This window comes from Haemophilus pittmaniae (assembly GCF_900186995.1).
GTDB classification, from domain to species: domain Bacteria; phylum Pseudomonadota; class Gammaproteobacteria; order Enterobacterales; family Pasteurellaceae; genus Haemophilus_D; species Haemophilus_D pittmaniae.
The window spans coordinates 1,706,520-1,729,967 of the sequence record NZ_LT906463.1; the positions used below are offsets into that span (position 1 = coordinate 1,706,520).

A 23,448-nucleotide genomic window follows, 5' to 3' on the forward strand; every position below is an offset into this window, starting at 1 on the left:
TTCAATTAATAACCTTGATAATAAATAGCTTCAAGCAATTTCACGCCCAATAAGGCGATGTTGAAACGTTGCTCATCGGCAACCGTCCAAAATTCAATCCCATTTTCAACCGCACTTTGTTGGCTGATATGCAATTTTACGCTGTCTTCACCATTTTCATTTTCACCGTTAATCACAGGCGTAATAAGGCTATCGTGTAATTCAATCAATTCGCTTTGTTGGGGCTGATAATCAAATTCATAATCTGAAAGTGCGGTCACTTTTTGTGCCATGCCGTAGAATACGGGCACTTGAATTTGATGGAAAATCACATTGTCCAACTGCGGAAAGATTTTTTGTAATTGCAGATTTAAATTCGTGGCTTGCTGTGGAAAAACATCAAAAGCAAAGCGGGTTTCCCCCTCTTCTAGTGGCATACCATTGAGTAAACGTGCAGTTTGCCCGGCCAGTTTATTAACGGTTTCTCCATTGGTATAAGAAGCCGGCAAAAGTGATGTTGCAAAAACCTGAGTTAAATTCGTTTGCTGTGTGATAGAAGCTAGAGATAGAGCCAGTTGGCTCACTTGTGGATCCGGCAAGCTAACAATGTTACGTTGTCTTAACTCCGTGAGAGCTTGCTCATTAATGGTTGGTACTACAACCGGTACATCGGATAATGCGGAACAAATACCTTTTAAATCCACGACTACGCAGCCGCTTTCTGCCGCTTGGGCTAACAGTGGCGCTTGTTCGATTTGACCGGCAAACAACAGATAATTAACACTTTCCCATTCAACCTCTTCGGGCGCTAATTGAGCAACGGCTTTATTACGAAAACGCACTGCTTGCTCTTCTTCAAAGGGATAGATTTCCACAATGGAAACTTTCTCTATTTCCAACTGAGTTTGCTCAAGGGCTTCGGCAATTTTTTCGCATAGTTCAAATTCTGCTGCGATGGCAATATTTAGGCTTGCGTCCATTTTTCTCTCCACTGTAGAATATTTTTTCGAACGCGGCATTCTACCGAAATTACCCCGCTAAATATAGAAGGAAATAGCATGACTCCGGCAATTGATTTATTAAAAAAACATAAAATCCCTTTCACTTTGCATACCTATGATCACGACCCAAACAACACTCATTTTGGCGATGAAGCCGCTGAAAAACTCGGTCTTGATCCCCATCAGTCCTTTAAAACCCTATTGGTTGCAGAAAATGGTGATCAGAAAAAGCTGGCCTGCTTTGTTCTTTCAACGGCCAATATGTTGAATTTAAAAAAAGCGGCAAAAGCCGTTGGTGTGAAAAAGGTTGAAATGGCAGATAAAGAGGCTGCACAAAAAAGCACAGGATATTTGGTGGGTGGCATTAGCCCATTAGGACAAAAAAAACGGGTGAAAACTGTTATTCATTCCGAGGCATTGGAGTTTCAAACTATTTATGTGTCCGGTGGAAAACGGGGATTGAGTGTAGAATTAGCGCCACAGGACTTAGCCACCGTATTAAACGCAGAGTTTATCGATATTGTGGATTAAGTCATTTAGCAATGTGACATAAAAATGCCCGATATAATTTGTTTATTTTAGTTAAAAACCAACCTAACCTATTGATTTTTATAGGACCCATATAAAAAACAAATTTTCGTGACAGGGCTAAATAAAAAGCCGCATCAACAATGCGGCTTTTTTACGATTCAAATCAATTAGAAGCTGGAAGTATCTTGGAATAAACCCACTTTTAAATCGGTTGCAGTATAGATTACGCGACCATCAACTTCCACTTCACCATCAGCCATTCCCATTACCAATTTACGGTTAATTACACGTTTCATATTGATGCGATAAATCACTTTTTTCGCAGTTGGGAGAATTTGTCCGGTAAATTTCACTTCACCTACACCTAATGCACGACCTTTACCTTTGCCGCCAACCCAACCAAGGAAGAAACCGACTAATTGCCACATCGCATCTAAGCCTAAACAGCCCGGCATTACCGGATCACCGATAAAGTGACAAGCAAAAAACGGTAAATCCGGGTGAATGTCTAACTCGGCTTCAATATATCCTTTGCCAAAAGCACCATCGTCTTCGGTCATTTTTACAATACGATCCATCATCAACATGGTCGGAGCCGGGAGTTGTGGACCTTCTTTACCAAATAATTCGCCGCGACCGGAAGCTAATAAATCTTCATAGGTATAGCTACTTTTGATGTTTGGTGTACAAGTGTTTGGCATTGTGATTTCCTCATTAAACTGATTTTGCTTGGGATTAAGCAATAGTCGCGCATTCTATGGGGAAACTTAAATGAAGTAAATAGCGAACAGTTGTTAGCTAAAGTTGTCGGAGCAGTCAGTAAACGACAAGATATAAAAGAAAAGCGAACCGAAGTTCGCTTTTTTCAATTAGGATTTAAAGAAATCCAGCCATCCTTTTTTCGGCGTTTCCGAACGGAATGCAATACGTTTTTGAATTAAGCGGGAAATCGGTTCTTTGTCCTTGGCATAATCTTCTTTTTCTTCCAACAAATCACGATCAAACAAAATGCTGGCGGTTTGATAAATATCTTCCACCGGATAAATAAAGAATTGCTCGTTTTTTACCGCCTCAACTACATCGTTGGATAAACTGAGTTGCTGTATGGTTGTGGCAGGAATAATGACTCCTTGTTTTCCGGTTAAACCGCGACGCTGACAAATTGTGAAAAAGCCTTCGATTTTATCGTTAACCCCACCAACCGCATGCACCAATCCAAATTGATCAATGGTGCCGGTAATTGCAATATTTTGTGGCAACGGTAAATCGGCAAGCGCGCTAATCAACACGGAAAAAATCGCTAGAGAAGCACTATCGCCATCAATCTCACCATAGGATTGCTCAAATACCAAAGACGCGGAAAAAGGTAATTGGGAAGGCAAATCTAAAATTCCGGCAAGGCAAGCTTCAGAAATCATCATCCCTTTTCCGTGGAGATTACCCGCTAATTCATTTTTACGTTCTACATCGACGACTTCACCATCACCAAATTGCACCAAACAACTAATCCGCGAAGGCTCGCCAAAACAAACCGGTGTGCCCGGATATTCAATCACCGATAGGCCATTAATCTGGCCAACAATTTCACCATCAGTTTCCACATAAATTTGCTCGTTGAGAATATCGGCATAGGTTCGCTCCCGCAAAAAACCATGTTGTTGACGTTTTTGCTGGAAAACGGCTTCAAAATCGTCGGCGGTTAAGGTTTGTTTTTGTGACAACGTCGCAGCATTCAGTAACATTTCACGAATGGTTAGCGGTGAAATATCGATTAATAAGCGATCTTCACTTTCCCGTACCAATAATTGATAGATTTTATTTAATGCTCCGGAGTCCAGATCTAATGCTAATTCAGCGGCTTGACATAACACATAATTCGCCCAAGTTTGCTGGTTTTCCATTTCGGCAATGGAATAATAACTTTCAATTTCCGCATAATCGGCAAATTGATAAAGAGCCTCTTCCAATTCACCTAAGGTCGCAATTTCCGTGCGATTTCCCAAAATAATCACTTTTAAATCAAGCGACATACTTGGAATATCACAAGGCAGCGCTTTAAAAGGATGAGCCGATTGCCAATCAAAGGTCTGGGTTTGTAACAGATGTTTTAAGCGTTGCCATAAATCAAATTGATTTAGCAGGCATGCAGCGCTCAGTATTAACACACCGCCGTTTGCTTGGTGTACCAAACCTTTGCTTAATAAAATATCCTGCGAACTTGGATGCTGACGCACCTTGCCAAAAAGCTGAAACTGATCGCAATTTAACGCTGTAATGACCTCGCCTTGAGAGGCAAAGTTGTCGGTGAGATCTTGAGCCGGCTCAACATAAACCTGCGGAAAAGAAAAGGAATCCCCTTGCTCAACCTGATAATTCACTCCAAAAATCGCATCTGGAGTTGGGCGTATCTCGGTTATAAACTGACTCAGTAAGGCTTGATATTCAGCCGCTTCATCAATTTTTAAAATAAATAAAGAGCGTTTCGGATGGGCTAAAAATAAGGAAAGTGCTTGAGCTGCATTTGGCTGCAAATCCCAAAAGCCGACTTTTTCCGGTGAAAGTTGATTTAAGGTTAATTCAGGTTGCAAGGATTGCCAATTTAAGGCTTGTTCTAGAAAGGCGCTGGAGGTCACAAGATATCTCTGGTTAAAAAAATTATCTGCATTATCGCATAGTTGTTCCCCAGTGAGAATCCGTTATAAAAATCTGCTGGAAAAATCCCTTTAAAACGCGTAACATTGGTTCGGTTACCACGTCACTAAAGAATACGAAATTATGAGATATCAAAAACTTGAAAACCAAGAAGCCAGTTGGAAATGGAGCTATTTAATTCGCAAACATCGCGAAGGCGAAAAAATCACCCGTTATGCGGAAAATAGCCTAGAAGAAAGCAAAGTACAGGAATTAATCGAATGCCAAAATTATCCGGAAAAAATCGAAGAATGGATTAGTAACCATCTCTCAGCCGATTTACCGGTAAAATTAGATCAAGCGATTCGTGCCCGCCGTAAACGCTTTTTCAATGCGGAAAAACAATCCACCAAGAAAAAATCTATCGATTTGGAATATGCGGTTTGGTTTCGTTTGTCGCGCTATTCCCAAAAAATGAAAATGACTCTATCTGAAACCATCATGTATATGATTGATGAACGGGAAAGTAAGGCCTTGTATGAAAGCCAAATGACCGCAATGAAAGCGGGCTTGAAAAATCTACTGAAAAAATAACTGCAATAAAAAAGGCAAGGTTTTTAAACCTTGCCTTTGAGTTACGCTAAATAGAGAAGATTTTTTGAACGCTTACGCGTTCGGTTTATTCCACTATCGGAATAATCTTTGTGGCGTGGGAACCTTTATCCCCATGGATCACGTCAAATTGCACTTTTTGACCGGCTTTTAAAGAGCGATATCCATCCATTTCAATCACCGAATAATGTGCAAAAATATCGGAGTCCACACCTTCGGCGGAGATGAACCCAAATCCTTTTGCATTGTTAAACCATTTAACTACTCCAATTTCCATACTGAACCTCTAGGCAACGCCATAATACAGATAAATAATAAGGTGGAAGCCTTATCCCCTTAACTTGTTGGGGCGTATACTCAACGATTTCATCTATGTATTCAACTGACAATCTCAAAAAATGATAACTTGATCACAAAATATTTTATTTTTCCCTTGTCTTTTCGTTTTCCGCTTTACCGTGAATCTCACGCAATGCTTTGGCGACGATTTGAATAGCCTCTCCGCTACTTATTCCTTGCGCCATTAATTGCTGAATTTGTTCCACCGCTTTTTGCTGTTGTTCGTGGGTTAAATGAATATCAAACATAATCTACCAACCAAAAATTTCTATGAGTTTTTGCCATTGTTCATCTACATCAGCCCGAATTTCCACCATCTCATGACTGTAAGGGTGGCAAAAACGTAACATTTCAGCATGTAAAAATAAACGATTTACCCCACAATGGGTTGTCAATGCTCGATTCTGATGCAGATCACCATATTGGGTATCACCCAAAATTGGGTGAAAAATATGTTTTAGATGTCGCCGTAGCTGATGTTTACGGCCAGTTTGCGGGAAAAGACGTACTAAGGAATAGCGACTGGTCGCATAACGCCCCACTGCGTAAGGCATTTCCACGGTCTGTAAACCACAATAATCGGTAATTGCCAGTTGTGGCTGTTTATCGGTTTCAGCAAATTTATCGGCAATTTTGTCTAGTCGAGGTTTCAACGGATAATCAATCCGTCCTTCCCCCAATAAATAACCGCGCACAATCGCCAAATAGGATTTCTCCATCGTTTTCTCGGCAAATTGTTGGCACAGTAAATTGGCGGTTTCACTATCCAAGGCAAAGAGCAATACGCCAGAAGTCGGCCGATCCAAGCGGTGAATCGGAAATACATGACGCCCCAACTGATCTCGCAAGGTTTGCATAACGAAACGCGTTTCGTGGGTATCCAACCAACTGCGGTGCACCAACATTCCGGCCGGTTTATTCACCGCCACCAGCACTTCATCTTGATATAAAATCTCAAGCATCTTGTTGATTCTGCAGTAATTCTTCTAATTGGCGCAACGGTTCTAATAATTCTGACAATGCCTCAAATTCGGCCATTGCTTCCTCCAAATAAGGGGAAACGGCAATTTGACTCGGCAATGCAGCACCGCTGTCTAATAAGGCATGCATGCGGGGAATAAAAATCCACTGTAACCATTCAGTCGGTTCCATGGTATCCAACGCAAAAGGTTGTTCGCTAATAAAGGCGGCCGGCGCCGGTGGATTGGTCTGCCATAATTGCAGACGCTGCATGACGATTTGCAATTGTTGCAAATGCTCTCTGGTTTGTTGCTGCATCTCATTCTCCCAAAAGGCGCGCATTCTACGCAAAAAACGGACGAATTTTAAGTTTTAAAATCAACCCTAATAAAATCAATGACTTAGGTGTTATTTAAAGAAAAACGTAGAAAATTGATGGGGCGTTTTAGCGCTAAATGTCTAATCCCAACTATGTAATACGCGAAAATCCGGGTAATCGCGCATCTCAATATCCGATTGTAAAACCCGTTCTACATTAGCACTTGGCGGTCCTTGGTGAAGCCAAGTCGATAATTGAGCGACAGCTTCCGGTGTTCCTTGGGCAATCACCTCAACACTACCATCTAGACAATTGCGCACCGTACCGTACACCCCTAGTTTTTGTGCCTGCCGCCAAGTAAAGTAACGAAATCCGACGCCTTGCACACGCCCATACACTTGAAATTTGCCTGCTATCATGATTGCTCCATAAACATACAAAATTCGGCCTTTTGCCTATTTCCATTTGATGAAAATTAGCATAGCATACGCAACCACTTGTTTCATTTATAAATATAAAAGGAGTAATTATGAAATTACGCGCAATTGCACTGGGTTTGGCAGTACTCACAGCCAGCGGCAGCTCAATGGCAGGGATGGTCAATGCGTCATCCAATCTTTCCGTTTTAGCCGTAGATGGCCAAAAAGCCTCTAAATCCTTGCTAAAAAATACCACTTCATTTAACGCCGAAGCAGGTCAAACCCACCAGGCCGTAGTTCGTTTATCAGAAGTGCTTGGTTCAGCCAATAACCAAGAATTATTTGAATCCTCGCCAATTATCGTGACTTTCCAAGGTAACAGCCAAGATTTACAAATTACCGCACCAACCATTCGTTCTAAAGACGATGCTGAAAAATTCAACAAAGCCCCATCCATCACCGTTACCACCAAATCCGGTCAAGCTGTTGATGCTAAAGTGGATGTGTTAAAACAAGAAGGGCTTTTCCCAACGGCCAACGTAGTAAGCGATTTAGCGGAATATAACGCCTCTAACGCACCAGCTGCAGTTGCCGCTTTTGCTGCCGGTAATGCGGCCGCAATGCCGGGTGTTGCCTCCACTAAAGCCAGCAAAGGCAAAATTGTGGTGCAAGGGGAAAATGTTGCTGAACAACAATTACAATATTGGTTCCAACAAGCCGATAAAGAAACCCAAACCCGTTTCTTGAACTGGGCTAAAAAACAAAAATAATTTGTTAACAATAAGAAAGAAAAGTGGGCTTTAGGCTCACTTTTTTATTACATCAACTGAAGAAGGAAAAAGCATGAATCGTTGGCTAAATGCGAAAGTCATTGCAGCCATTCCGGTGTTTATTGCACTCAATTTGGCGGCTGTCGGCATTTGGGCATTTGATATTTCGGCACAGGCCATGCCCTTAGTTTTGGGGATTATTGCCGGTGGTTTAGTGGATTTGGACAATCGCCTAACTGGTCGTTTAAAAAATGTGTTTTATACCCTCGTGGCTTTTTCTATCTCCACTTTTATCGTACAGCTAAATATCGGACAACCGCTCCAATATATTTTGCTGATGACCGCAATAACCTTTATTTTTACCATGATTGGTGCGGTTGGGCCACGCTATAACACCATCGCTTTTGGAACACTAGTAGTCGCAGTCTATACCACCCTCACCTACTTACCCGATAATCAGCAAAGTTGGTTTATTAATCCTTTAATGATCCTGCTCGGCACATTGTTGTATAGCGTAGTCACACTCATTGTTTATCTGTTTTTTCCCAATCGTCCGGTGCAAGAAAACGTCGCCAAAGCCTTCTGTGCCCTGGGTGAATATTTAGATGCTAAATCCACCTTTTTCGATCCCGATGAAATTGAGCAAATTGAACACAAGCAACTGAATGTGGCGATGAAAAATGCCAATGTAGTAAGCGCCTTTAATTTAGTTCGCACAGCCTTGTTTCACCGTATTCGGGGACAACATCGCCATCCTCGCACCCAACGAATGTTGCGCTATTACTTTATCGCTCAAGATATTCATGAACGGGCCAACTCCAGCCATTTTGATTATCAACAATTAGCCGAAACCCTCAAAAATACCGATTTAATTTTCCGTATTCAGCGTCTTTGGGAATTACAGGCTCAAGCCTGCCATGAAATGACCGCTGCATTACGACAAAATCAACCTTATCACTACAATCTGCGGGTTGATAAAGCCCTGCAAGGCACCATGCAATCCTTTGAATTGTACGCTCGCCAACATCCGGATGCCGATGAGCTAACCGCAATTCAAACACTGTTGGATAACCTACAAAGTATCAACTGGCAATTACGTCAATTAGAGCAGGATAATCCGGATCAGGAAAAATATGCCCAGATCTATGAAGTGCAAATTACCGGCCTAAAAAATATCGTTGCTGCCATCCTAGAGAATTGCACCTTTGAATCCCAATTATTCCGCCACGCAGTGCGCCTGTCGTTGGTAGTTTTGCTATGCTGTTCAATTGTAGAATTTTTCCAATTTAACTTGGGCTACTGGATTTTGCTCACCGCCGTATTTGTTTGCCAACCCAACTACTCCGCCACAAAAAGCCGTTTACGGCAACGGATTGTGGGAACGATTTTGGGTGTATTAGTCGGCTCCGCATTGCCTTATTTAAATCCAACCCTGGAAATGCAATTAGGACTATTGGTGTTAACCAATACCCTATTTTTCTTTTTCCGCAGTAATAATTATAGCTATTCCACCTTCTTTATTACCTTACAGGTATTGATTAGCTTCGATGTAGCCGGTCTTAGTAGTGAAGCCGCATTATTACCGCGCCTACTCGACACCCTGATTGGTACAGCCATTTCTTGGGTGGCCGTTTCCTATCTATGGCCCGATTGGAAATATTTGCAACTGGATAAGGTCAGCCGTCAGGCTATCTATAGTGATGCGCAATATCTATTACATATTTTAAGCCAATTACAATTTGGCCAATCCAATGATCTGCAATATCGCATTGCGCGCCGTAACGCCCATCAATATGCGGCAGCCCTCAGTGCCACCCTGTCCAATATGAACAATGAACCGGACAAATATCAGAGCTATTTGCAACAGGGATTTGATTTACTGAAAATGAATTACTCATTGCTCAGCTATATTTCCGCATTAGGGGCATATCGACAAAAAATGAGTCGTTTGCAGCAAAGCACCCAATTCTTGGCCGGTTTCTATCCTTGCGCTAAAAAAGTGCTGTATGTGTTAGAAAATATTGAAAAATTATCCCCTGAAGTATTTGATAAATTACAACTCAATATCGAGCTAGGGTTGAAGGAAATCCAATGGGATGAAAGCCAGGCCGCAGAAAAAGCCGCTTTCAGCCAACCCTTGCAACAATTAAATTTGATTGCCCAGTTATTGCCGCAAATTTACCAATACTTTCACCCAACGGCCGATTTGCCTTTAATGAACGAACAGTCGGCTGGTTAAACAGTAAAATGTCACATTTGATTTAAGTTTTTATTCAACATCAATAAAATCAATAACTTACATGTTATTTTTAATAAAAAGCAGTAATCCAAGGGGGCGTTTAGATGTCACATTTAGCCCCCTTTAAAGGCCGTCTATGTACCCCAAATTTCCTATTGTTCTAAGGCGATAAAATCCGCATAATACGCGGTCTACATTTGAGGCTATCGCATGACACATTATCTTCTTCTTATCATCGGCACCGCGCTGATTAACAATTTCGTGTTGGTTAAATTTTTGGGGCTTTGTCCTTTTATGGGCGTATCGAAAAAAATTGAAACCGCACTCGGCATGGGATTGGCGACGATGTTTGTGTTAACCGTAGCCTCCCTGTGTGCCTATTTAGTGGATCATTATCTGTTAATGCCATTTAATGCGCTTTTCTTACGCACCTTGGTATTTATTTTGGTGATCGCTGTGGTGGTGCAATTTACCGAAATGGTGATCAATAAAACCAGCCCAACCCTATATCGTCTCTTGGGTATTTTCCTTCCGCTTATCACCACCAACTGTGCCGTATTAGGCGTTGCGTTATTGAACGTAAATTTAGCGCATAACCTCACCGAATCAGTGGTTTACGGTTTTGGCGCATCCGCCGGTTTTGCTTTGGTATTGGTGCTATTTGCCGCGTTACGCGAGCGCTTAGCAGCCGCTGATGTGCCCTTGCCATTTCGTGGTTCGTCTATTGCCTTGATCACTGCCGGATTAATGTCCTTGGCTTTCATGGGCTTCACAGGATTAGTGAAATGATTTATTGGTTATTTGCCATTACCGTTACGGTAATTTTTATCGGTTTGTTTTGGAATAAGAAGAAATAATGTATCTGTTACTTGCCATCAGTTTGTTGGCGCTACTATTTGGGGCTATTTTGGGGTATGCCTCTATCAAACTTAAGGTCGAAGCCGATCCCGTGGTGGATAAAATCGATGCGATTTTGCCGCAAAGCCAATGCGGACAATGTGGTTATCCCGGTTGTCGCCCTTATGCCGAAGCCATTGCCAATGGCGATAGCATCACCAAATGCATACCCGGTGGACAACCTACGATAGTGAAGATCGCTGAGATTATGGGCGTTGATGTACCTAGCGGTGATGCACAAGAAGAGCCGGTGACCCAAGTTGCCCTAATCCATGAAGAAATGTGCATTGGTTGCACCAAATGTATTCAAGCCTGTCCGGTCGATGCCATTATTGGTACCAATAAAGCCATGCATACAGTCATCGCCGATCTTTGTACCGGCTGTACCCTTTGCGTAGCACCTTGCCCGACGGATTGTATAAAAATGATTGATGTAAAACCGCAAGTGGATAATTGGAACTGGAAATTCGATGCTAAATTGGTAATTCCCGTGGTAAATACCACTGATAATGAGAAAAAATTAGTGGTGGGGGAATAAATGGCCGATGTATTAAGTCGTTTTGCCAGCGGTAAACTTTGGCAGTTTAAAGGTGGAATTCATCCTCCTGAAATGAAAGCACAATCCAATCACCAACCGATTAGTGCAGCTCCTTTAAGCAAAGATTTTTATGTGCCAGTTAAACAACATGCCGGCAATCCGGGGCGTTTATTGGTACAAGTCGGCGATCGCGTGCTCAAAGGCCAACCACTCACCCAAGGTGATGGGCTACGCGAGTTGCCGATTCACGCCCCTACTTCCGGCCTTGTAAAAGATATTGCGCCTTATGTGGCAGCCCACCCTTCAGGTCTTACGGAAATAATGGTGCATATCGAGGCTGACGGCCTAGATCAATGGCGTGAACAATCCCCCTTAGCCGACTATCTACATCTGCCACCGCAACAATTAGTAGAGCGGATTTATCAAGCTGGAGTGGCCGGGCTAGGTGGCGCAGTATTTCCAACTGCGGCAAAAATCCATTCTGCGGAATCTAAGGTCAAGCTATTAATTATCAATGCTGCTGAATGCGAACCTTATATTAGTTGCGATGATCGCCTAATGCGTGATTACACCGACGAAATCTTGGAAGGTGTACGTATTTTGCGTTATCTGCTAAGACCGGAAAAAGTCGTGATCGCCATTGAAGACAATAAACCGGAGGCTATTAGCGCGTTAAAACGTCATCTCAATGGTGCCGATGATATCGAACTGCGGATCATTCCAACCAAATACCCTTCCGGTGCCGCGAAACAATTGATTTATGTACTAACCGGTATGGAAGTGCCGGCCGGTGGCCGTTCTTCAGATATCGGTGTATTGATGCATAATGTCGGAACGGCTTTTGCAATTAAGCGAGCGATAATTGACGATGAGCCATTGATTGAACGCGTAGTCACCCTGACCGGCGATAAAATTAGCCAAAAAGGAAATTATTGGGTGCGTTTAGGTACCCCAATTAATGAATTATTAGCGCATTATGGCTATCAATTCGATGCTCGTTTTCCGGTATTTGCCGGCGGGCCGATGATGGGCCTACAGCTCTTTGATTTAAAAGCACCGGTAAGCAAGGTCGTCAACTGTCTGCTTGCACCGGATCATTTCGAATACGGCGAACCTGAACCTGAACAATCCTGTATTCGCTGCTCTGCCTGTTCCGATGCTTGTCCGGTTAATTTAATGCCGCAACAGCTCTATTGGTTTGCACGTAGTGAAGATCACAAAAAGTCTGAAGAATATTCTCTCAAAGATTGTATTGAGTGTGGAGTTTGTGCCTATGTTTGCCCAAGCCATATTCCACTGATCCAATATTTCCGCCAAGAAAAAGCCAAAATTTGGGAAATCAAAGAAAAAGAAATTAAGGCAGCAGAAGCTAAAGCCCGTTTTGAAGCCAAACAGGCCCGTATGGAACGGGAACAAGAGGCGCGTAAAGCCCGCACCCAACAAGCGGCAGAAAATCGCCGCCAAGAAGTCGCACAAAACCAAGGCGAAGACCCGGTTGCAGCTGCACTTGCTCGGTTAAAAGCCAAACAAGCTGAAAATACGCCACTTGAAATTAAAACGGTGATTTCCGAACAAGGGGAAGTTCAACCGGATAATTCACAATTAATGGCCTTACGCAAAGCCCGACGCTTAGCCAAACAAGCTGCGGAAACTGAAAAATCAACACAAGTTGATACCTCATCAACGGCAACAAATGATTCAGCAAGCGATGATAAAAAAGCCGCTGTTGCCGCAGCACTTGCCCGTGCTAAGGCAAAAAAAGCAGCTCAACTCAATAGTGCTGCCACTGTTGTTGCTGAAAATACAGTAACAGAAACGGCATCAATAGCGGCTGAAACCGATCCGAAGAAAGCCGCTGTCGCGGCTGCCATTGCCCGTGCTAAAGCAAAAAAAGCAGCTCAAACTGATAGCACCACTGCTGTTGCTGAAAGAACGCCAATGGAAACTGCATCGACAACCGATGAGACTGATCCGAAGAAAGCCGCTGTTGCGGCAGCCATTGCTCGTGCTAAGGCGAAAAAAGTGGCTCAAGCTGATAGCACCACAGCTGTTGCTGAAAGAACGCCAATGGAAACTGCATCGACAACCGATGAGACTGATCCGAAGAAAGCCGCTGTCGCGGCTGCTATTGCTCGCGCTAAGGCGAAAAAAGCTGCTCAAGCTGATAGCACCACAGCTGTTGCAGAAAGAACGCCAATGGAAACTGCATCGACAACCGATGAGGCTGATCCAAAGAAAGCGGCTGTCGCGGCTGCCATTGCCCGTGCTAAAGCGAAAAAAGCGGCTCAAACTGATAGCACTACTGCTGTTGCTGAAAGAACGCCAATGGAAACTGTATCGACAACCGATGAGACTGATCCGAAGAAAGCCGCTGTCGCGGCCGCTATTGCTCGCGCTAAAGCGAAAAAAGCGGCTATGGATGCCGCCAAGCAACAATAAAATAAAGAAATTGAGATAGATCCATGTTTAAAAATATGACCAGCTCACCCCATGTGCATTCCGGCAAACTCACAGCCCGAATTATGCTTTGGGTGATCCTTGCTATGTTACCGGCACTGGCCGCCCAGTTATATTACTTTGGTTTTGGTGTGTTGATTCAAATCCTATTAGCTGTGAGCTGTGCCCTTCTATTGGAATTTGGAGTAACCAAACTACGTAAAAAACCAACGCTTTTTTATATCGGGGATTTTAGTGTGGTATTAACCGCGCTTATTCTTGCGATGGCAATTCCACCCTATGCGCCCTATTGGGTAATTCTAATCGGTACCGCTTGCGCTGTGCTATTGGGGAAACATGTATATGGTGGATTAGGACAAAATCCTTTTAACCCGGCTATGGTCGGTTATGTGGTGTTATTAATTTCTTTCCCATTGCAGATGACAACCTGGATTCCGCCAATTGCGTTATTACAGGAACCACCGACATTCCCGGATGCACTTTCCCTTATTTTTAATAATGTGACGACCGATGGCTTTACCCTGTCACAATTGCTACATTCAATCGATGGAATAACCCAAGCAACACCGTTAGATAGCGCCAAAATCTTCTATTCCCTGCATCAGGGTGGCCCAGAGGTTTTCCATCAATTTGTACAACTGCCGATTTTACAAAATGGTAGTGATTTGGCTACCGGCTGGTGGCAAATCAATCTTGCCTTCTTACTAGGCGGTCTATTCTTAATCTGGAAGAAAGCCATTCATTGGCAAATTCCCGTAGCAATGCTAGTAAGTTTCATGTGCTTGGCAATCATTACCGCCTTTTTGGGAAAACATCATCTAAGCGTAATTAGTCAATTATTAAGCGGAGCCATGATGTTTGGCGCATTTTTTATTGCTACAGATCCTGTCACAGCATCTATTACACCTCGTGGAAAACTAGTATTTGGTGGATTAATCGGGTTATTAGTCTATTTAATCCGTTACTTCGGTAACTATCCCGACGGTGTAGCCTTTGCCGTGTTATTGGCAAACATTTGTGTGCCATTGATTGATCACTACACCCGCCCACGGGTGGCCGGTTATGCTGTGAAGGGGAAAAAATCATGAGTGTGATGACTAAAATTTCTTCCCGTTACGGTTTATTACTCGGCTTTTGCGCCTTAATTTGCACAATAATTTCCGCCGGCGTGTATTCGTTGACCAAAAAACAAATCGAGGAAGCCATGCTGGCTCAACAGAAGGACCTATTGTTGCAAGTTGTTCCACAAAATTATTTCGATAATGATTTTGTGCAAAGCGACCTAGTACCGCAAACCGAGCAATTGCAAGGAATTCAGAAAATCTATTTTGCCCGCAAAGCAGGCCAACTCACCGCTTATGCCTATGAAACCACGGCACCGGACGGTTATTCTGGCAATATTAGAATGTTGGTTGGTCTGACTCCAGCCGGAGAAGTATTGGGCGTGCGGGTTATCGAGCACCATGAAACACCGGGATTGGGCGATAAAATCGAATTACGCATTTCCAATTGGATTTTATCCTTCTCCAACAAATGGCTAAAACCGGATAACCTCAATGATTGGGCGGTAAAAAAAGACGGCGGTAAATTTGATCAATTTTCTGGAGCCACCATTACACCACGTGCGGTGGTGAATCAGGTACGTCGCTCCGCCCAAATAATGTTGGATAATTCAACGTTATTACAACAAATGGCTGCACAAGAGAAATAATATGAGCGAACCTTCAATCACTCAGAGTGAACAAAATCCACAAAGCGACAGCATCCATAGCCCACAAAAAACGCCATCAATTTGGCGCGACATCTTTTTACAAGGGGTTTGGCAAAATAATAGTACCTTGGTCCAATTGCTCGGTCTATGCCCACTTTTGGCCGTTTCTTCCACCGCAACCAATGCATTGGGATTAGGCTTGGCCACTATGCTGGTGCTGACCTGTACCAATACCATGGTATCGCTATTTCGGAAGCAAATTCCTAACGATATTCGAATTCCAATTTATGTGATGATCATTGCGACAACCGTAACCGTAGTGCAATTATTAATGAACGCCTATACCTATACGCTGTATCAATCCCTCGGGATCTTTATTCCGTTGATTGTCACCAACTGTATCGTTATCGGTCGAGCGGAAGCCTTTGCCTCAAAAAACAGCATCTTACATTCCGCTTGGGATGGTTTTTCCATGGGGCTCGGCATGGCATTAAGCCTTACCTTTTTAGGAGCCTTACGGGAAATTCTGGGACAAGGTACGCTCTTTGAAGGTATTGAAAATCTTTTTGGGCAACAGGCCAAATTCCTTACTCTGCACATTTATCATAGCGATAGCAGCTTTTTACTGTTTATCTTACCGCCAGGTGCCTTTATCGGACTGGGCCTGATGTTGGCAATAAAAAATAGAATCGAGCAAAAATAATGAATCAGGCCAAAAGAATTGAGATTTTACGCCGTCTGCGCGATCAAAATCCCCACCCCACAACGGAATTACAGTATAATTCGCCCTTCGAATTATTGATTGCCGTGATTTTATCCGCGCAAGCAACGGATAAAGGCGTCAACAAAGCTACCGCTAAATTATTCCCGGTAGCCAACACGCCTGAAGCCATTTGGGCGCTCGGGGTTGATGGTTTAAAGGAATATATCAAAACCATCGGACTATTTAATGCGAAAGCAGAAAATATCATCAAAACCTGTCGAGATTTAATCGACAAACACCAAAGCCAAGTACCGGAAGATCGCGCCGCCTTAGAAGCGCTCGCCGGTGTAGGTCGTAAAACCGCTAATGTGGTATTGAATACGGCCTTTGGCCACCCGACCATTGCCGTGGACACCCACATTTTCCGCGTGTGCAACCGAACCCAATTTGCTCCCGGCAAGGATGTCGTCAAAGTGGAAGAAAAACTCAATAAAGTGGTGCCTGCCGAATTTAAGGTGGATGTGCATCATTGGCTCATTTTACATGGCCGCTATACCTGTATTGCGCGCAAACCCCATTGCGGTTCGTGCATTATTGAAGATTTATGCGAATACAAAGATAAAACCGAATATTGATTCGCCAAGCTAACGGATAACAAAATGACAACAACCAAACAACAACGACAAACTTGGTCAAGCCGACTGACTTATGTACTTACTGTCGCCGGCGCAACCGTCGGTTTCGGCGCTACCTGGCGCTTTCCTTATTTAGTGGGACAAAATGGCGGTGGTGCTTATGTATTACTGTTTTGTTTAGCGATGCTGCTGATCGGAATTCCAATGATTTTAGTGGAAAACGTGATCGGCCGCCGTTTACGGGTCAATTCCATTGATGCCTTTGGCGATAAAATCCAGGATAAGGGAAAAAATATTTCCCAATACTGGAAAATTCTCGGTTATATGGGAATTCTTGGTGCCTTTGGCATTATGGCCTATTACATGGTGCTCGGTGGTTGGGTGATTTCTTATATCATCAATTTAATCAGCGGTGGCTTGGATATTTCCGAACCAATTACCAAAGATGTAGCCAAAAATTTCTATGAATTACACATTGAAAACAGCCCTTGGGAAATTGTTGGTTATACCTTCCTTTTCGTGGCCATTAACTACATTATCTTAGCCAAGGGTATCATCGGCGGGATTGAACGCTCGGTGAAATATTTAATGCCATTGCTATTTATTTTCCTTATCGGCATGGTGATCCGTAACCTTACATTGCCGGGAGCAATGGAAGGCGTGAGCTTTTATCTCAAACCGGATTTCTCCAAAATTACCCCACAACTATTTATTTTCGTGTTAGGTCAGGTATTCTTCGCCCTAAGCCTTGGCTTTGGCGTATTAATCACCCTATCCAGCTATCTGAATAAGGAAGAAAACCTCATCCACACTGCGGTTATCACCGGTTTTACCAACACCATCATCGCTGTGCTATGTGGCTTTATGATCTTCCCTTCTTTATTTACCTTTGATATTAAACCGGATGCCGGACCAACCTTAGTATTCCAAAGTCTGCCAATCGTATTCTCACATCTTTGGGCAGGCAAATTCTTTGCCATTGTATTCTTCGGTCTCTTACTGATTGCGGCACTGACTACTTCACTCACCATTTATGAAGTGATTATCACCGTATTGCAGGAAAAATTAAGAATGCGCCGTGGTAAAGCGATTTTCTTTACCCTGCTGGGGATCTTCCTATTCGGAAACATACCATCAATTTTAGGCGATAATTTATGGAAAGATGTCACTTTCTTCGGTAAAAGTATTTTCGACAGCTTCGATTTCCTTAGCGGTAATATTCTGTTTATGCTTACCGCGTTGGGTTGTGCGTTATTCGTTGGTTTCGTGTTGAAGGATGAAGCGAAAAAAGAACTCAGCCCGACCCCGAATTCACTCTTTACCAAAGTTTGGTTTAACTACGTGAAATTCGTAGTACCTATTATCATTTTGGTGATTTTTATCAGTAATCTAATCTAAACAAAAAAACCGAGGTTCTCCTCGGTTTTCTTTTACCTCTCCCAAACGCCCCTTCCAAAACCAAAGTTTTTCTAAAAATAACGCATAAGTTATTGATTTTATTAGAATTGATTTAAAACAGGGCATAAAGGACATTTTTCTGCATTAAAAAAGGCGAACACTAAAGTGCTCGCCTTATTAATTAACGCCGTAGGCCTATTCTTCACCCAATAATTTCAACTCACGTTGTCTGACTTGGGATTTTAAGATTTCAGCAAACTCTTCTACGCTGAAGGAGCCTAAATCTGCACCTTTGCGGGTACGTACCGCCACTTTGCCTTCAGCGATTTCTTTATCACCGCAAACAAGCATATAAGGTACACGACGTAGGGTGTGTTCACGAATCTTAAAGCCGACTTTCTCATTACGTAAATCTGCTTTAACGCGTAAACCTGCATCGGAAAGTTGTTTCACAACTTTTTGCACGTAATCTGCTTGGCTATCGGTAATGTTCATCACAACCGCTTGTACTGGAGCTAACCATGCCGGGAAGAAACCCGCATACTCTTCAGTAATGATACCGATGAAACGTTCAATCGAACCAAGAATCGCACGGTGAATCATAACCGGTGTACGACGGTCATTGTCTTCTGCGACATAAGATGCGTTTAAACGACCCGGTAAAGCAAAGTCTAATTGGATAGTACCGCATTGCCATTCACGATCTAAGCAGTCACGTAATGCAAACTCAATTTTCGGACCGTAGAATGCACCTTCACCTTCTTGAATTTCATATTCAAGACCGTTATGCGCTAATGCTGCCGCAAGACCTGCTTCTGCACGATCCCACATATCATCCGCACCGATACGTTTTTCAGGACGAGTAGATAATTTCACCTGAATATTTTGGAAACCGAAAGTGCTGTAAATGTCGTAAACCATTTTGATACAGCTGGTTACTTCACTTTCAATTTGGTCTTCAGTACAGAAAATGTGGGCATCATCTTGAGTGAAGCCACGTACACGCATTAAACCGTGTAAAGAACCCGATGGCTCATTACGGTGACAAGAACCAAACTCCGCCATGCGAATTGGTAAATCACGGTAAGATTTCAAACCTTGATTGAAGATTTGAACGTGTCCCGGGCAGTTCATTGGTTTAATCGCATATTCACGGTTTTCTGATTGTGTAGTAAACATCAAATCACCGTAGTTTTGCCAGTGACCTGTTTTTTCCCATAACACACGGTCCATCATAAATGGACCTTTTACTTCTTGATAATCGTATTCTTTTAATTTAGTACGTACGAAGGTTTCCAATTCACGGAAGATTGTCCAACCATCGTTATGCCAGAACACCATACCCGGTGCTTCTTCTTGCATATGATATAAATCTAACGCTTTACCGATTTTACGGTGGTCACGTTTTGCCGCTTCTTCTAAGCGGGTTAAGTATTCCGCTAATTGTTTTTTATCTGCCCAAGCCGTACCGTAGATACGTTGTAACATTTTATTTTTGCTATCACCACGCCAGTATGCACCTGCTACTTTCATTAATTTGAAGTGATGGCAGAAACGCATATTCGGCACATGTGGCCCACGACACATATCAATGTATTCTTCATGATGATATAACGCAGGGGTTGCGGTACGTTCGATGTTTTCATCTAAGATAGCCATTTTGTATGGCTCACCGCGTTTTTCAAAAGTATCTCTTGCTTCTTGCCAGCTTACCGGAGTTTTGATGACGTCATAATTGGTTTTCGCCAATTCAAGCATACGTTTTTCAATGGCATCAACATCTTCTTGGGTTAAAGAACGGTCTAAATCCACATCGTAATAGAAACCATTTTCAATCGTTGGACCGATCGCCATTTTAACATCTGGGAATAATTGTTTGATGGCGTGTCCAAGCAAGTGTGCGCAAGAGTGACGAATGATCTCTAAACCGTCTTCATCTTTTGCTGTAATAATTTCAAGGTTGGCATCTTCATTGATAATATCGCAAGCATCACGACGTTCACCGTTTACACGGCCGGCAATAGTTGCTTTGGCAAGACCGGCTCCGATATCTTGAGCCACTTCTAACACGGAAACAGGACGATCAAATTCGCGTTTAGAACCGTCCGGTAAAGTAATAATAGGCATAATTTTTCCTTCTACAGTGGTCGCCCATACGAAAGGCAACATGCAAATAATGATTAAAAACAAACCGCACTTTCATTCACTCCCACTATCGAGCAAACCAAGTGCGGCGGCGCATTCTAGCACTTAATCGATATTTTGTTAATCGCTCTGCATTATTTACTGCCAAGAAACAATGATTTTCCTTACAGTCCCTTTATCTGTCAGCAAACCAAGATAGAATTAAGGGCACATTTAACGACCACTTTCAATAGAAGGAAAACATAATGAAAAATGTACTCGTTTTAAAATCCAGTATCTTGGCTGATAACTCACAAACCAACAAATTGATTGATTACAGCATTGAAAAGTTATCGGGGAATCATATCGTGGTACGGAATTTAGCCACACAGCCACTCCCCCATTTTGATGCTACCGCAGCAGTTGCCGTGCGAGGCGAACCACAAAGTAACGAAGAAAAAGCGCTGTTAGCCTTATCCGATGAATTAGTAGCTGAATTAAAAGCAGCGGATATCATTGTTATTGGAGCACCGATGTATAACCTGGGTATCCCAACGCAGCTGAAATCCTATTTTGATTTTATCGCTCGCCCGCGTGTCACTTTCCAATACACAGCCAATGGTCCGGAAGGCTTGCTAAAGGATAAAAAAGCGATTGTATTAGCTGCTTGTGGCGGTATGTATGACGAAGACAATAATGTGACAAACTATTTAAAAGCCATTTTAGATTTTGTTGGCATTACTGATGTTCAATTTGCTTATGCAAAAGGTATTGGATTAGGTCCAGAAGCAATTGAAAAAGCCCAGAGCTCAGCGAAACATAAAATTGATGAGATTCTTGCTACACTTTAATTTTCCCCTTTCAATATAAAAAAAGGCCGCATCGATTGTTTAAAATTATGCGGCTTTTAAGTTTTAAATCACCTCCCTCTATGCTCAACATTTACCGTAAAAAATCCATTTTTTTTGAATCCCCCCTTGACTTAATCTCATTGTACTAGTCTAATAGTGCAAAATTTCAAAACAGGATTGATTATGAAAAATGCTCCTTTTATTGCAGTAACTTCTCAACCGGTGCCCTATCATGCCGATACCACTGCAATTTTTAATACGCTTTGCCAACAAAACTCGAATTCACTCCTTCTCGATTCAGCCGAAATCGGTAGTAAAAATAGCTTACAAAGCCTTATTCTGATCAATGCTGCCGTCAAAATTATCTGTCTTGGTAATCAAGTTACCTTCAAAGCCCTAAATGCAAACGGTAAACAAGTCCTAAAGGAAATCCATCCAGTATTAAGTCAGCTTGGTACATCCAATACTGCCAAGGTTGAGGAGGAATTTTCTGTACAATTTGCGCCACTCGATAATCAATTGGATGAAGACAGTAAATTACAGGCAGCTACTATTTTTGATGGCCTTCGGGTAATCTCCAACCATTATCAACACAGCAGCACGCCAATCTTTTTAGGTGGCTTATTTGCCTATGATTTAGTTGCAAATTTTATCCCAATGCAAGGCATCGCATTGCAGGATGATGGTATTAGCTGTCCGGATTATAGTTTCTATCTCGCGGAAAACTTAATCACTATCGATCACCAAAGCCAACAAGCGACCTTGAAAAGTTTTTGCTTTAGTCAAGAAGAACAAGTGGAAGTGGCTAAAACGGCGCTTTCTATCGCACAAAAATTAAAAAATATTGATGGCGTACTTTCAATTAAAGCAGCAAGCGATGAAATTAGCACCAACTTTGAAGACCCGGAATTTATCGGCATTGTAAAAGCCTTAAAACACCATATTAATATTGGTGATGTATTCCAAATCGTACCATCCCGGCGTTTTTCATTGGCCTGTCCAAACACTCTTGCCAGCTATGCCCAATTAAAACATAACAATCCAAGCCCTTATATGTTCTATATGAATGATGAGGATTTCATTCTATTTGGCGCTTCGCCGGAAAGCGCATTGAAATATGCCCCGGAAAATCGCCAATTAGAAATTTACCCTATTGCCGGTTCTCGCCCGCGTGGTTTTGATGCCCATGGCAACATTGATCCTGAATTGGATGCGCGCTTGGAATTAGAATTACGCCTTGATCATAAAGAACAAGCCGAACATTTGATGTTAGTGGATTTAGCCCGTAACGATATTGCTCGTGTGTGCCAAAGCGGTACGCGTAAAGTAGCCGAATTAATGCAAGTGGATCGCTATTCACATATTATGCATTTAGTCTCTCGCGTGGTAGGTAAACTCCGTCCTGAACTTGATGCCTTACACGCTTATCAGGCCTGTATGAATATGGGCACTCTAACCGGCGCACCTAAAATCAAAGCCATGCAGTTAATTTATCAATTTGAACAACAAAAACGTCACAGCTACGGCGGTGCGGTGGGATATCTCACTTCCGATGGTCATTTTGATACCTGTATCGTCATTCGCTCGGCCTTTGTACAACATGGCATTGCGCATATTCAAGCGGGCTGTGGTGAGGTATTAGATTCCGATCCACAAATGGAAGCCGACGAAACCCGCCATAAGGCAGCAGCGGTGCTTAAAGCGATTAGACAAATCAATACCCAAGCAAAATAAGGACGATAAATTATGGCTAATATTCTCTTTTTAGATAATTTTGATTCATTTACCTACAACCTAGTGGATCAATTCCGCGTGCTTGGACATAACGTAAAAGTCTATCGCAATGACACCAATTTAGAAGCCTTGGTACAGGAAGCACTCAATACGCCAAATGCCGTATTGGCACTCTCCCCCGGCCCAGGTACACCGGCCGAAGCCGGCATTTTGTTACCATTGATTGAACGCTTAAAGGATAAACTTCCGATTATTGGTATTTGCTTAGGCCATCAAGCACTCATTCAAGCGTTTGGCGGTGAGGTTGTACATGCTGGAGAAGTCTTACATGGTAAAGTATCGCGCATTCAGCACGATAATCAGGCCATGTTTAAGGATCTCGCCAATCCAATGCCGGTAGCACGCTATCACTCTTTGATGGGTAAAAATCTGCCGGATGAGTTTATTGTCAACGCAGACTATAACGGTATCGTGATGGCTATTCGTCATAAAACTCTACCGATTTGTGCTTTCCAATTTCATCCGGAAAGCATCCTCACAGTGCAAGGTTCACAATTGCTACAACAATCGGTGGAATGGCTACTAAACCGCTAATTTTGA

The 23,448-nt window shown here is 42.7% G+C and carries 24 protein-coding genes; 15 read left to right on the forward strand and 9 right to left on the reverse strand.

The genetic code is table 11. The features are described 5' to 3' along the window. Positions 1-5: 5 nt before the first annotated feature. Positions 6-959, reverse strand: coding sequence for an oxidoreductase (locus tag CKV74_RS08240; RefSeq protein WP_007243617.1), 954 nt, complete (start codon positions 957-959; stop codon positions 6-8). Positions 960-1,037: 78 nt separating this feature from the next. Here CKV74_RS08240 and ybaK point away from each other — a divergent pair, with 78 nt between their 5' ends. Then, entirely contained in the window at positions 1,038-1,511 is a 474-nt protein-coding gene (gene ybaK, locus CKV74_RS08245; RefSeq protein WP_095176996.1) for a Cys-tRNA(Pro) deacylase, read from the forward strand. A gap of 167 nt (positions 1,512-1,678) precedes the next feature. Here the strand turns inward: ybaK and fabA are convergent, their stop codons facing one another. Both fabA and CKV74_RS08255 read right to left on the reverse strand, forming a co-directional pair. Then, complete coding sequence (gene fabA / locus CKV74_RS08250; RefSeq protein WP_007243588.1) at positions 1,679-2,212, reverse strand: bifunctional 3-hydroxydecanoyl-ACP dehydratase/trans-2-decenoyl-ACP isomerase; 534 nt, start codon at positions 2,210-2,212, stop codon at positions 1,679-1,681. Between the two features lie 168 nt (positions 2,213-2,380). Further along, entirely contained in the window at positions 2,381-4,144 is a 1,764-nt protein-coding gene (locus tag CKV74_RS08255) for an AAA family ATPase (protein ID WP_164703789.1), read from the reverse strand. Positions 4,145-4,286: 142 nt separating this feature from the next. On the opposite strand from CKV74_RS08255, the gene matP reads away from it, so the two are divergent. Further along, positions 4,287-4,736 (forward strand): macrodomain Ter protein MatP, encoded by a 450-nt coding sequence (gene matP / locus CKV74_RS08260; RefSeq protein ID WP_007243638.1) that lies wholly within the window; start codon positions 4,287-4,289, stop codon positions 4,734-4,736. Positions 4,737-4,821: 85 nt separating this feature from the next. Here the strand turns inward: matP and cspD are convergent, their stop codons facing one another. The 5 genes from cspD to CKV74_RS08280 all read right to left on the reverse strand — a co-directional run bounded on the left by cspD (position 4,822) and on the right by CKV74_RS08280 (position 6,791). Next, positions 4,822-5,031: a cold shock domain-containing protein CspD gene (gene cspD, locus CKV74_RS08265; RefSeq protein ID WP_007243621.1), complete on the reverse strand. Its 210-nt coding sequence runs from the start codon at positions 5,029-5,031 to the stop codon at positions 4,822-4,824. A 145-nt stretch (positions 5,032-5,176) separates the two neighbouring features. Further along, positions 5,177-5,341: a YoaH family protein gene (locus CKV74_RS10495; protein WP_164703790.1), complete on the reverse strand. Its 165-nt coding sequence runs from the start codon at positions 5,339-5,341 to the stop codon at positions 5,177-5,179. Positions 5,342-5,344: 3 nt separating this feature from the next. Further along, complete coding sequence (gene truC, locus CKV74_RS08270; RefSeq protein WP_164703791.1) at positions 5,345-6,055, reverse strand: tRNA pseudouridine(65) synthase TruC; 711 nt, start codon at positions 6,053-6,055, stop codon at positions 5,345-5,347. Next, positions 6,048-6,371 carry a YqcC family protein gene (locus CKV74_RS08275; protein ID WP_007243592.1) on the reverse strand — a complete coding sequence of 108 codons (324 nt, stop codon included), beginning with the start codon at positions 6,369-6,371 and terminating at the stop codon, positions 6,048-6,050. The genes truC and CKV74_RS08275 overlap by 8 nt, the downstream gene beginning before the upstream one ends. A 141-nt stretch (positions 6,372-6,512) precedes the next feature. Beyond that, positions 6,513-6,791, reverse strand: coding sequence for an acylphosphatase (locus CKV74_RS08280; RefSeq protein ID WP_007243619.1), 279 nt, complete (start codon positions 6,789-6,791; stop codon positions 6,513-6,515). Between the two features lie 110 nt (positions 6,792-6,901). Here CKV74_RS08280 and CKV74_RS08285 point away from each other — a divergent pair, with 110 nt between their 5' ends. From CKV74_RS08285 to CKV74_RS08330, 10 genes are all read left to right on the forward strand, one after another. Next, a complete protein-coding gene (locus CKV74_RS08285) occupies positions 6,902-7,561 on the forward strand; it encodes a curli polymerization inhibitor CsgI-related protein (RefSeq protein ID WP_007243650.1) in 660 nt (219 codons plus the stop codon). 73 nt (positions 7,562-7,634) lie between these two features. Then, positions 7,635-9,800 (forward strand): YccS family putative transporter, encoded by a 2,166-nt coding sequence (yccS, locus tag CKV74_RS08290; RefSeq protein WP_007243585.1) that lies wholly within the window; start codon positions 7,635-7,637, stop codon positions 9,798-9,800. Positions 9,801-10,010: 210 nt separating this feature from the next. Further along, complete coding sequence (rsxA, locus tag CKV74_RS08295; protein ID WP_007243584.1) at positions 10,011-10,589, forward strand: electron transport complex subunit RsxA; 579 nt, start codon at positions 10,011-10,013, stop codon at positions 10,587-10,589. 67 nt (positions 10,590-10,656) lie between these two features. Further along, a complete protein-coding gene (gene rsxB, locus CKV74_RS08300) occupies positions 10,657-11,235 on the forward strand; it encodes an electron transport complex subunit RsxB (protein ID WP_007243634.1) in 579 nt (192 codons plus the stop codon). Next, entirely contained in the window at positions 11,236-13,674 is a 2,439-nt protein-coding gene (gene rsxC, locus CKV74_RS08305; protein WP_095176999.1) for an electron transport complex subunit RsxC, read from the forward strand. Positions 13,675-13,697: 23 nt separating this feature from the next. Then, positions 13,698-14,780, forward strand: coding sequence for an electron transport complex subunit RsxD (gene rsxD / locus CKV74_RS08310; protein WP_095177000.1), 1,083 nt, complete (start codon positions 13,698-13,700; stop codon positions 14,778-14,780). 5 nt (positions 14,781-14,785) lie between these two features. After that, complete coding sequence (rsxG, locus tag CKV74_RS08315) at positions 14,786-15,403, forward strand: electron transport complex subunit RsxG (RefSeq protein WP_095177152.1); 618 nt, start codon at positions 14,786-14,788, stop codon at positions 15,401-15,403. 1 nt (position 15,404) lies between these two features. Continuing rightward, complete coding sequence (locus CKV74_RS08320) at positions 15,405-16,106, forward strand: electron transport complex subunit E (protein WP_095177001.1); 702 nt, start codon at positions 15,405-15,407, stop codon at positions 16,104-16,106. Further along, the gene (gene nth / locus CKV74_RS08325; protein WP_007243587.1) at positions 16,106-16,741 is read left to right on the forward strand and encodes an endonuclease III; all 636 of its coding nucleotides are present in this window, start codon (positions 16,106-16,108) and stop codon (positions 16,739-16,741) included. The genes CKV74_RS08320 and nth overlap by 1 nt, the downstream gene beginning before the upstream one ends. A gap of 24 nt (positions 16,742-16,765) precedes the next feature. Next, positions 16,766-18,139, forward strand: a complete 1,374-nt coding sequence (locus CKV74_RS08330; RefSeq protein ID WP_007243597.1) for a sodium-dependent transporter — start codon at positions 16,766-16,768, stop codon at positions 18,137-18,139. A 195-nt stretch (positions 18,140-18,334) separates the two neighbouring features. On the opposite strand, the gene thrS is transcribed toward CKV74_RS08330, so the two are convergent. Further along, the gene (gene thrS, locus CKV74_RS08335) at positions 18,335-20,266 is read right to left on the reverse strand and encodes a threonine--tRNA ligase (protein WP_007243579.1); all 1,932 of its coding nucleotides are present in this window, start codon (positions 20,264-20,266) and stop codon (positions 18,335-18,337) included. A 263-nt stretch (positions 20,267-20,529) separates the two neighbouring features. Between thrS and CKV74_RS08340 the strand changes: the two genes are divergently transcribed. From CKV74_RS08340 to CKV74_RS08350, 3 genes are all read left to right on the forward strand, one after another. Further along, positions 20,530-21,114 (forward strand): FMN-dependent NADH-azoreductase, encoded by a 585-nt coding sequence (locus CKV74_RS08340; protein ID WP_007243616.1) that lies wholly within the window; start codon positions 20,530-20,532, stop codon positions 21,112-21,114. Between the two features lie 183 nt (positions 21,115-21,297). Continuing rightward, complete coding sequence (gene trpE, locus CKV74_RS08345) at positions 21,298-22,848, forward strand: anthranilate synthase component I (protein ID WP_007243620.1); 1,551 nt, start codon at positions 21,298-21,300, stop codon at positions 22,846-22,848. A 12-nt stretch (positions 22,849-22,860) separates the two neighbouring features. After that, complete coding sequence (locus CKV74_RS08350; RefSeq protein ID WP_007243624.1) at positions 22,861-23,442, forward strand: aminodeoxychorismate/anthranilate synthase component II; 582 nt, start codon at positions 22,861-22,863, stop codon at positions 23,440-23,442. Positions 23,443-23,448: the final 6 nt, after the last annotated feature.